Annotated in this window: 7 protein-coding genes and 1 pseudogene; 6 read left to right on the forward strand and 2 right to left on the reverse strand. The window is 56.5% G+C overall.

The window, feature by feature from the left end; genetic code table 11:
- Positions 1-11: 11 nt before the first annotated feature.
- Positions 12-281 (reverse strand): annotated as a pseudogene (locus tag JHD73_RS23990) (transposase); the annotation flags it as partial.
- Between the two features lie 700 nt (positions 282-981).
- Here JHD73_RS23990 and JHD73_RS23995 point away from each other — a divergent pair.
- The 5 genes from JHD73_RS23995 to JHD73_RS24015 all read left to right on the forward strand — a co-directional run bounded on the left by JHD73_RS23995 (position 982) and on the right by JHD73_RS24015 (position 7,004).
- On the forward strand, positions 982-1,842 hold the full coding sequence (locus JHD73_RS23995; RefSeq protein ID WP_199032682.1) for an EAL domain-containing protein: 861 nt from the start codon (positions 982-984) through the stop codon (positions 1,840-1,842).
- A gap of 21 nt (positions 1,843-1,863) precedes the next feature.
- Positions 1,864-3,258: a hypothetical protein gene (locus tag JHD73_RS24000; protein WP_199032683.1), complete on the forward strand. Its 1,395-nt coding sequence runs from the start codon at positions 1,864-1,866 to the stop codon at positions 3,256-3,258.
- Between the two features lie 125 nt (positions 3,259-3,383).
- Positions 3,384-4,214, forward strand: a complete 831-nt coding sequence (locus JHD73_RS24005; RefSeq protein ID WP_199032684.1) for an FkbM family methyltransferase — start codon at positions 3,384-3,386, stop codon at positions 4,212-4,214.
- A gap of 417 nt (positions 4,215-4,631) precedes the next feature.
- Entirely contained in the window at positions 4,632-5,558 is a 927-nt protein-coding gene (locus JHD73_RS24010; protein WP_199032685.1) for a LysR family transcriptional regulator, read from the forward strand.
- Between the two features lie 726 nt (positions 5,559-6,284).
- Complete coding sequence (locus JHD73_RS24015; RefSeq protein WP_199032686.1) at positions 6,285-7,004, forward strand: response regulator transcription factor; 720 nt, start codon at positions 6,285-6,287, stop codon at positions 7,002-7,004.
- A gap of 49 nt (positions 7,005-7,053) precedes the next feature.
- Here the strand turns inward: JHD73_RS24015 and JHD73_RS24020 are convergent, their stop codons facing one another.
- Positions 7,054-7,311, reverse strand: coding sequence for a hypothetical protein (locus tag JHD73_RS24020; protein WP_199032687.1), 258 nt, complete (start codon positions 7,309-7,311; stop codon positions 7,054-7,056).
- 877 nt (positions 7,312-8,188) lie between these two features.
- Between JHD73_RS24020 and JHD73_RS24025 the strand changes: the two genes are divergently transcribed.
- Positions 8,189-10,604, forward strand: a 2,416-nt coding sequence (locus tag JHD73_RS24025) for an ESPR-type extended signal peptide-containing protein (protein WP_269848301.1), incomplete at its 3' end; no start/stop codon positions are given.

Consider the following 10,604-nt stretch of genomic DNA (forward strand, 5'->3'; position numbering starts at 1 on the left):
GCTCACCAGTTTCCCGAAGCGACCTCCTTGAGCATCGCCTTCTCCAGCGACAGGTCGGCAACCAGCCTGCGCAGCCGGGCGTTCTCGCGCTCAAGCTCCTTGAAGCGTTTGGCTTGGTCGTGCTGCAAGCCGCCGTACTCCTTGCGCCAGCGGTAATAGGCCTGCTCGGAAATGCTGGCCTCCTTGCAGGCCAACTGGGTGGTCTTGCCACTGCCCATCGCTACTTGGAGGAGCCGCAGCTTCGCGATGATTTGTTCGGGGGTAACGCTCTTGCGGGGCATCTTGGGTTGCTCCTTGCCAGGGTTGATTTCTCTCTTTCAACCTGGACTCGAAACAACCGGTCACGTCAGAAAGGCACGTAATCAGATTTATCTACAACATCACGAGATACAGTTAGACACAGTACTTCGCGCTGACTGCATTATCGTTCCGCCGTCGGGGTTCGATACGCTCCTCTTTCCCTGAACCTCGACACACCCTGTTGTGCCAGGCGACGTCCCGTCCGCCTGGCATTTTTTTTGGGGCAGTTCTATGACGACGCCCGCGCTGGCCGCGCTGATCGGAAGCGCTGCTTCGATGTGTTGGGCCAGCGTCTGGCGAACTTCGAGCCAGAGCGTTCGCTTTCACCTTTGCTCTTGTGGGGGGCGCCTCGAATACCCTAATGGCACTTGCGCCACCGCGTTGGCCAGCCCACAGACCTCGCGCCTCACTTCACACCCAAGTTTCTTGATGTGACGGCTGCGCCGCGTGGTCCGCAGCCGCTTCGCATGCTTGTGCGAGTGCTTGGCTTGCACGGTCGCACCGTTGCAGCCGTTGTTGCGTGTCGCCCCCGCCACGGCTCCGATATTGCCGGGCTTAACGATTGTTTTTGAGCGGCCAAGCCTTTGTCCGATAACCTGCCATGGTTCGCTACCTGCAGATGACATGGAGGAGCGGGGGCTTCTGATCGCTGATCGAGCCGGGGGGCGAGACACATCTCTCATGTCGAGCTTTGGTGTCGCAAAGGGGGATAACAAAGATGGGGCGGCACCTGAAATGATGTTGAGAAAACAAGACTTTGAAAAGGCGATCGGCGAAGAACAGCTATCGCTGGTGTTCCAGCCAAAGGTGAGACTCGCTGACGGACGGGGTGAGGGCTTTGAGGCACTTACACGATGGAGCCATCCCGAGCACGGCTATATCTCACCCGAGGTCTTTGTCCAGATCGCGGAGGCATGTGAGCTCATTCATCCATTCACGAAGTGGGTGATGAGGCGGTCTTTTTCGCAGCTTCGCTATTGGTGTCATGCAGGGTTGAGAACATCATTGTCGATCAACGTTAGCGTACGGAATTTCGCATCACCACATTTCGTCGACGACATGAGAGCGATGTTGGATGAGTTTGAAATTCACCCGGCATCGATTGAATTGGAGATCACGGAAAGCGCGCTCATCCAAGACTCGGCCATCGTATGCAAGCGATTGCTGATGCTTCGAGACCTTGGCGTCAAGCTGTCCATCGACGATTTTGGAGCAGGCTATGCCTCGCTCGCTTACCTGAAGATGCTGCCGGTGGATGTGCTCAAGATCGACAGATCATTTATCGCGGCATTGGACAGCAACAAGGCGGACCAAAGAATCGTGGCGTGGACCATCCGGCTTGCTCACGACTTCGGCATGCAGGTCGTGGCGGAGGGTGTGGAGACAAAACAAGTCATGGACTTGCTGCGGGAGATGGGGTGCGATATGGCGCAAGGCTATTTCATTGGCCGCCCGATGCGGGCTGACGACGCCCACGCATGGTGGGCAGCGAATGCATCAAGCCAGGCATCGATTGATGCCCCCTGTTTAACGCTACGTTGACTGCCGAAAAATGAGTCACGCGTGATTATCGATAGCTACGAAAAGCTGCAGTCTGCGCTGCTCAGCGGCCAAGTTGATGCTTGCACCGCATTCCTTGCGTCGCGCCATGATTCAGATAAGGGGCAGGCCGATTACTGGTACTGGCAGGCACAGATGTACTACCGGTCGGGCCGGCTTCTGCAGGCACTGGATATCTGCTTCATGCTTACGCGGGAGGCCGGCGCCTTCGGTATGCACTTCCATTGCCTTGCGGACATCTGCGCCCATCTTGGCACAAAGGAAATTGGCCTCGCGGCACTTGAGATGCTGGCATCCAAAGCGGAACTTCCCCGCGAATCGTCCTACTACGTGCGGCTGTCTGGCTCCCACTATCTTGGCGAAGATGATCGGGCACTGAGCACCCAGCCCGGCCATGTCGTCCAGCCATCGTGCATGAGCGAACATATTCGCGCGCGCAGCCTCATGCGGAGGCGCGGTATCCCGGCAGGTATCCACGCTTTCCATCAGACCTATTGCAGCCAACAGGCTGTTGCCGAGCTATGGCCCGCGCAGGATGTCGAACGTTACTGGTGTGGGCAGCATGAGCTACCCAAGCAACTGACCATCAAGGGGTTCTCATGTGGATTCGGCGATTTCATTCAGTGGATTCGGTATGCACGGGCCCTGCAGGCAATTGGCGTTGAGATTGGCCGGGACGTTCAGTTCGATGGACTGTTGGGTGATTGCCGCCTCAACGATCAAGACCATCAATCCGCGCAGCAGTTGAAGCTCGCGGATTTCGTGTATGGGCGTAGCGATGCGCATATGTGGACCACGCCATTCGCGCTATTTTCGTCGCTATTTCCCGTGCTTGGCTATGGGTCTACCAGTCGCCATATCGAGCCGCGTAACGATCTGCAGGTTGAGCAGCAACTTAGTGAAATACGCAAGCGGGCGCAAGGTAGAAGATGCGTTGGTATCTTCTGGTCGTCGTGTGAATCAAACGACCTATATGCGCGCAAGAGCCTGCGCCATAGACATCTTGATCCGCTGTGGGAGGCCTCAGGCGACATCCATTGGGTGGTCATGCAGCGTGGATACGAACGAATGTGCTGGGCCGATGGGGCGTACGCGAAAGACCCTCAAAGCTGCACCGTTCTGCCGCAGCACTTTAGCCTTGCGCAAGTAATTGGGATCATCGATCAGCTAGATGGATTCATTGGAAACGATGGGGTCCTCACGCACGCCGCTGGTGCACTGAACAAGCCTGGCTGCTTGTTGCTGAATGCGCAATGCGCAGATTGGCGCTACGAACAGAGCGTGAATGCGACGCCTTGGTACCCGTCTCTGAGTGTGCTCAGGCCCGACACGATGGGCGATTGGGACGGACTGATATCTAAGTTGATACCGCGCGTTCCGTATGTGGGTGCGCCGTAAGCGGATGGCTATGGGAAACGGGCTTCCGGCTCGCATGGGCTGTCGCCAATGATTCGCACGCGCGCGGCGTAAAGGTACGCTTGCGTTGGCAGCCGACGGAAGTTTGGTTTGAGAAAAGGTGCTCTATGTTTCCAGAACAGCGTGCGCTGTCATTCATTCTTGCGGCGACCAATCATGGCACGCTGATCGTCAATCGCAATGACTACGCATTGGTCGAAGGGCGGCCCAGTTACGGCGTAGGCTTGAACCTACTGGAAACGGCTTCGTTTGACGGTTCGGAGGTGGATTTTCTATTGTCGCTCTTGCATGTTCAGCGACAGCGGTCGGGAGACGGCGTGGTATTCCTTGATTGCGGTGCCAATATTGGCGTGTTCTCGGTAGAGGCCGGACGCTTGATGACGCACTGGGGCACTGTGCATGCCTTCGAACCGCAGGATTTTATTTTCTATGCGCTGGCAGGCAACGTTGCCATCAACAATCTCTTCAATGTTCAGGCACATCATGTGGCGCTGGGTGCGATAAACGAAGTCATCACGATACCGCATGTGAATTACTGTCAGCCCGGCTCCTACGGAAGTCTTGAAATCAGAAAGCCCGAGAACCCGATGCTGTCGGTCGGGCAGTCACTTGACTACACACCGGAGAAAGGGCGTCAGGTTCGCCAGATCGCTCTGGATAGCTTGAACCTAAAGAGAGTCGATTTGCTGAAGATCGACGTGGAATCAATGGAGCTTGATGTGTTGAGGGGAGCGCGCTCGCTCATCGCGGCATACGCACCGTTAATTTGGGTGGAAATTCTAAAAACGGACAGAAAGCGTATAAAAGATTTTTTAGCGCCGCAGAATTACCACTTCTTCGAGGTGGGGCAAAATATGCTCGCAGTGCCTAGTCGCGACAGTGAACTACTCAGGCGTTTTTGGGTGGACGAACAAAACACTCTTTTCGTGAAAGTGTAATGGGAGACTGCCGGTATATTGTTCGCCGCATTGAAGACGTCGCAATAAAATCAGCGTTTTAGTGACTATGGCATGTTCAAGGTTGCCGTCCGCTCCCGTCATAAAAATATCCAACCGCGTTCGCCTAACCAGCAAACCTTCTTCCCCCAATGATCGATCGCGCATTTTATCTGAGACATCGTCAGGCGATCCACGAATATCAAGTTTAGGACGAGTGTGACTGCTGCCCCATGCAACACGGCAGCTAGTGGTGGTGCGGTGACTAGGAGGTAGGCATGGCAAGCATCGCGATTTGGGCAACGCGGCCTCGATCGCGGCTGGCGGTGGTGAAAATTTGGCATAGCAAAGCTCACTTAGTACGACCCGGTGCCGATACTAGTATGAAGACGGCAAGTTGGATTGACCGGGGAGCGAGCGATGACTTTGCAACAACTGCATGTTTTCCTGAACGTGGTAACACAAGGCAGTATCCATGGCGCAGCGCGCGCGCTTGGCGTGACACAGCCAGCCATCACCGCAAGCATGCGTGAACTGGAAAAAGCGTTGGGCGTACCGTTACTGTTGCGATCGGTAAGGGGGGTGAAGCTGACATCTTACGGGGCGGTGTTTTACCGTCGCGCGAAATCCATCACGGCTGACATGAAACGTGCTGAGGACGAACTGCTTGAAATGCAGGGAGGGCAGCCAGGAAGTGTCGTAGTGGGGCTGTCTGAATTGGCAGAGTGCTCCATGCTGCGGAAGGCATTCAGTGAGTTTCGGCGAGCAGGGCACAGCACATTGCTGTCCTTCTACCAAAGCAGCTTTTCCTCCGCGTTGGGCAGGCTGTTTGAAAACGCCATCGACTTCGCGATTGTCAATGGGCTTAGGGATATGAAATTCCCGGATTTCGTGGTGCCGAAGCGGCTGTTTTCGATGTCGGTGGTGGCCGTTGCCAGGCCCTCCCACCCCAAAATTCGTGCACAGCGTATCGATGCACTGATCGATGATGAATGGCTGTTGCCATGCGAGGCGGGTGACGATACCGACCGCGCGTTCACGTACTACTTCGACGCTATTGGCTTGCAAGTACCCAGGGTCTCTCGTTGCCTGACGGTCTCGGCGGCTGCGCTCTTGCTGCAGGAGGCAGACATGATTGCGCCTGTTCAGTATCCGACATTCAAACTGAAGATGGAGAGCCACGGTCTTGAGGTGATCCCGATCGAGCTGGAAGGGGTTGTCATGTCCTCTTATCTTCTGACGCGGCGCGACCATCGCTTGTCGGACGCCGCTGAGGCGCTTCTCGCAATCTTCGAAGAAGTGGCCAGGGAGGTTCCATTCGTTGAGCGTGATGCCTTGACCACCTGATCTTCCCTCAAACGTTACATAGAGGCAGATTAGCGAGTCGTCACGGTTGGTCGACGAGCACTTTGCGATGCGTTGGCCATGCCGAATTTTTCTCAGAACGTCTTGCAGAGCATCACCCCGTCTAGGTTCAAGTCGGCTGCCAAACGTTTGGCTTGACACTCTCCTTATCAAGCCGGCCGTACGGTGAAGCTCAGCAACACCGATACCACTGCACTTCCCCGTCGACTTCTTCACGGCAAGTGCCCGCGTTCGGGCGGCAATGCTGTGGGTTCTTCTCTAGGTCTATCGCGTCCAGGGCTTGAGGGTAAGAAGGGGGCAACTGTGGTCTGTTGAAGCTTCGCGCGTACGAGTGCAGCTCTGCCACCAAGTGGACGTGGCGCCGTGTGTCAGTCCGAATGGCGGCGCTGGATACGGTATGGCACGCATCCATAATTCAATTATAAGAATGATGTCAATAATAATATGTATTTATATTAATAAAAGCATCTTATCTTGTGGGTTCAAAAATGTCTTGGTAGATTTGGCTCGCCTGAGTCTACCTAGAGAATAGTCTATGAATCGGGTTTTGATATTAAACAATTGTATATAAATATTTTTTTTTTGTGAGCGTGCGAGAGGCTGGCTATATGGATTTGGAGTTGCCTGTTCCATGCTGGAAAGCATTTGATGTGGTGTGGGGAAGCATTGTAAGTGCGCGGTTTTAATCCGTGCTGGTATGAGGTAAATATGAAGATTGCTTTGGTAGAGGACAGTGAGGATCAAGCAGAGTTGGTTTGCAGGATTGTCCAGTCCACTTCACATGAATGTGAGAGCTTTATCAACGGCGTGTCGCTTATTCGCGCATTGAGGGACCAGTCCTTTGATTTATTCATACTGGACAAGAACTTACCGGATTTAAGCGGCGACGAACTGGTGGTATGGATTAGGAGGACCGTAGGGCTGCATACGCCAGTCATGTTTTTGACGTCGTGCCAGGCAGAGGAGAGTCTTGTGGGCGCGCTCAATGCGGGGGCGGACGATTACGTCTCGAAACCAATTCGCCCTGCCGAACTGGCGGCCAGAATTGTGGCATTGCTTCGGCGCGCTTATCCGTCCAGCCACGCCGACGATACCGTGATTGAGTTGGGGCCATACAGTCTGGATGCGGTGACTAAGACTGCACGTTTGCACGGTGTTGATGTTGGTCTGGCTCCAAAGGAATTCGAGGTCGCTTTGTACTTGTTTGGAAATGTTGGACGACTGGTACCGAGGGACGTCATCGAGAAGGCGGTTTGGGGGCGCGCCATTGGTCCAGACTCAAGGACGCTGGACACGCATGTCTCGCGCGTGCGAACCAAGATGGCCATCAAGCCGGAGCACGGTTTCAGGCTGGTGAATGTGTATTCACACGGGTTTCGCCTGACGCAGTTGAGTGCGGAAGATGGGCAGGTGAGCTGCAGTTATTAGGCGTTCGCGTACTCCACCATGCAGTGTGTGCTTGGGGCCATGTGCATCATCAATCAGCCTGCCCGGCCAACTGGCGCGCGATTTTGGAAATCAGTTGTTCTGCCCCGAGTTGAAGGTCCAGCGCAATGTCAGCGCCGCGTTGATTGACGACACGTACCAAGTATTTTGCGCGATCGCTGTCGGGCAGACCGGCGACATGCACGGTTTCGCAAAGACGAAGCCAGCTACCTCGGTGCGCAAAACAGGTGGCTTTGCGTTGAGCCAGAAGGCAATTGAGAGCGAGCTGAATATCCTTGCGCGACACCATAGAAAAGCTGATTGATTGCTGCTTTTTGAAAAAGATGCTTTGGATAGTAAATCAACAAAGATAAGGGTAAAAAAATGACTGTTACGGTGTGGTCTGCTCTACCTGCTGATCCATCGCATCGTGGTGGTTTGAGCTTCTTCAGTGGCGCTGGCGTTGCAACAGTAGAACTTTTTTTGAGGGGGGCTCGGAGTCGATTGGAGGGTGGTGAGGTCCACCAGCAATTTCCCAGGCTGGGCGCCGCATTGGAGCGCATGTTGCGTAACACTGAGGTGGTGATGAATATGTTGGAGCTCTGGCGCAGGACGGCGCGGGCCTGGTCGGTAAGCCAGTGCACCCCGATGGCCGTCAGCGATCCGGGCTTTTCAAAGTGACGTCATGCAGCGGCCTGTGCCGACTGGACTCCAGGGCAATGCTTGGTGGAGTTGTTGCCGTCTGAACACGGCGAGCATCGCCTTGCAGAAAACAGGCAGACACAGTTGTTTTGAGTGGTTCTGATGCATGCAACCGCTATATCCGCGGGTGCCTCATGGCGTAACTGCGCCAAATGTGGCAGGGCTCAGCTGGCTCGGCACACCTCTGTTCGCAACCGAGCGTCTGTTGTCCCTTGGAGGCGGTGCGATCCAGACACACGAGTTTTTATTCCCCTGGCCACGCCGGGGCACGATGGTCGACAGATAGGGATTTAGCAACTCTTCTTTGACATCGTGTCCGACGTGCAAAACGCGGGCGGGTCGCGTTTGCGTTCCCGTAACCATCGTATGCCTTTGATTGCAGCACTCACCCTGGTGAATCTCATCACCTGGACACGTGCGCTGCACGCACTGCATGCCTTGCTTTTCTGACCAACCTGCTCGCGCCAAGAAAAAGAGGGATCAGTATGAACAAGACTTACAAAAGCATCTGGAGTGAGGCGCTTGGCGCTTGGGTGGCTGTTTCAGAAGTGCAATCTGCCCGAGGGAAGCGCAGCAAGGGCGGGCTGGCCAGAGGCGCTGCGGCGGTGCTGATTGGCCTGGTGTCGGGTGGGGCGCATGCGACGATATTCGCGCCTGTTAATACGAGTGCGACCAGCGGGGCAACGTGCCCTGGCGCTGGAACAACGGGCTCAGGTGCCGGACCAGATGGTGTCACCCCCACCATTGGCACCTCAACTGATGGCAATGGCTATTACTCCTCAGTGACAGGCTGCGGGGCTAACGGCGGCGGCTATAACGGCGTTACCCTCTTTGGTTTTAATACGACTGCGACTAATTCCGGTGCCTCCGCATTTGGGTATGCGGCAAAGGCTGCACAAAACGCCGTAGCTTTTGGCGAGGGTGCAACTGCCTCTGTTATTGGAAGCGTTGCAATCGGGGCACTTGCGAGCGCAGGGGGCACTCAAAATTCCATCGCAATTGGCCCTTCTGCAACGGCAACTGGCGCAAACGCCACGGCGCTGGGATGGAACTCCAAGGCATTAGGCTCGGATAGCGTTGCACTTGGAGATGCGGCATCGGTATCGGCGGCGGGTACGAGCAGTATTGCAATTGGGAACTTTGCTTCGGCAACGGTTGCGAACAGCGTTGCACTGGGAAACAACGCCGTAACGGCGGCGGCGGTGGCCACAGCCAGTGCAACCGTGGGAGGGCAAACGTATAGCGGATTTGCCGGTGCTACCCCAACCGGGGTGGTTAGCGTCGGGGCCGTAGGTAGCGAGCGCCAAATCAGCAATGTCGCTGCGGGTCGAGTTTCCGCAACCAGTACAGACGCCATCAACGGAAGTCAGCTCTACAGTGGCTTGAGCACAACGAACAGTTCGATGGCGTCGCTGTCGACCTCAGCGTCGACGGGCATCAGCACGGCGCAGAGTGGGGTGAACTCGCTGTCCACTGGCTTGAGCACGACCAACAGCACGGTGACGTCGCTGTCGACTTCGGCGTCGACGGGCATCAGCACCGCACAAAGTGGGGTGAATTCGCTGTCCACTGGTTTGAGCACGACGAACAGCACGGTGACGTCGCTGTCGACCTCAGCGTCGACGGGCATCAGCACGGCGCAGAGTGGGGTGAACTCGCTGTCCACTGGTCTGAGCGCGACGAACAGCACGGTGACGTCGCTGTCGACCTCAGCGTCGACGGGCATCAGCACGGCGCAGAGTGGGGTGAACTCGCTGTCCACTGGCTTGAGCACGACCAACAGCACGGTGACGTCACTGTCGACCTCGGCGTCGACGGGCATCAGCACGGCGCAGAGTGGAGTGAACTCGCTGTCCACTGGTTTGAGCGCGACGAACAGCAATGTCACATCGTTGTCGACGGGCTTGAGCGCGACGAACAGCACGGTGACGTCGCTGTCGACCTCGGCGTCGACGGGGATCAGCACGGCGCAAAGCGGGGTGAACTCACTGTCCACTGGCTTGAGCACGACGAACAGCACTGTGACGTCGCTGTCGACCTCGGCATCGACTGGGATCAGCACGGCGCAAAGTGGAGTGAACTCGCTCTCCACAGGCCTGAGCACAACCAACACCGCGCTGACATCGCTGTCGACCTCGGCATCGACTGGGATCAGCTCGCTTTCCACGAGCGTTGCCAACGCTGTGCAGTACGACGACAGCACGCACACCAAGGTGACGCTGGGTGGTGTTGGCGCCAGCACGCCGGTGACACTGACGAACGTGGCAGCGGGTGCGGTGAACGCGACGAGTACGGATGCGATCAACGGCAGCCAGCTGTCTTCGCTGTCGACGTCAGCGTCGACGGGCATCAGCACCGCGCAAAGTGGGGTGAACTCGCTGTCCACTGGTTTGAGCGCGACGAACAGCAACGTTGCATCGTTGTCGACGGGCTTGAGCGCGACGAACAGCACGGTGACGTCGCTGTCGACCTCGGCATCGACGGGGATCAGCACGGCGCAAAGCGGGGTGAACTCGCTGTCCACTGGTTTGAGCGCGACGAACAGCAATGTCACATCGTTGTCGACGGGCTTGAGCGCGACGAACAGCACGGTGACGTCGCTGTCGACCTCGGCGTCGACGGGGATCAGCACCGCACAGAGTGGAGTGAATTCGCTGTCCACTGGTTTGAGTGCGACGAACAGCAACGTTGCATCGTTGTCGACGGGCTTGAGCACGACGAACAGCACGGTGACGTCGCTGTCGACCTCGGCGTCGACTGGGATCAGCACGGCGCAAAGCGGGGTGAACTCGCTGTCCACTGGCTTGAGCACGACCAACAGCACGGTGACGTCGCTGTCGACTTCGGCATCGACTGGGATCAGCACGGCGCAAAGTGGAGTGAACTCGCTCTCCACAGGCC

Origin of the sequence: Ralstonia sp. ASV6 (assembly GCF_016429285.1) — a bacterium.
Classification (GTDB): domain Bacteria; phylum Pseudomonadota; class Gammaproteobacteria; order Burkholderiales; family Burkholderiaceae; genus Ralstonia; species Ralstonia flaminis.

What these genes read in the sequence shown, in the direction of transcription:
- JHD73_RS23995 (WP_199032682.1), top strand. Translation starts at nt 982, where the DNA reads ATGTCGAGCTTTGGTGTCGCAAAGGGGGATAACAAAGATGGGGCGGCA.
- JHD73_RS24005 (WP_199032684.1), top strand. Translation starts at nt 3,384, where the DNA reads ATGTTTCCAGAACAGCGTGCGCTGTCATTCATTCTTGCGGCGACCAAT.
- JHD73_RS24010 (WP_199032685.1), top strand. Translation starts at nt 4,632, where the DNA reads ATGACTTTGCAACAACTGCATGTTTTCCTGAACGTGGTAACACAAGGC.
- JHD73_RS24015 (WP_199032686.1), top strand. Translation starts at nt 6,285, where the DNA reads ATGAAGATTGCTTTGGTAGAGGACAGTGAGGATCAAGCAGAGTTGGTT.
- JHD73_RS24020 (WP_199032687.1), bottom strand. Translation starts at nt 7,311, where the DNA reads ATGGTGTCGCGCAAGGATATTCAGCTCGCTCTCAATTGCCTTCTGGCT.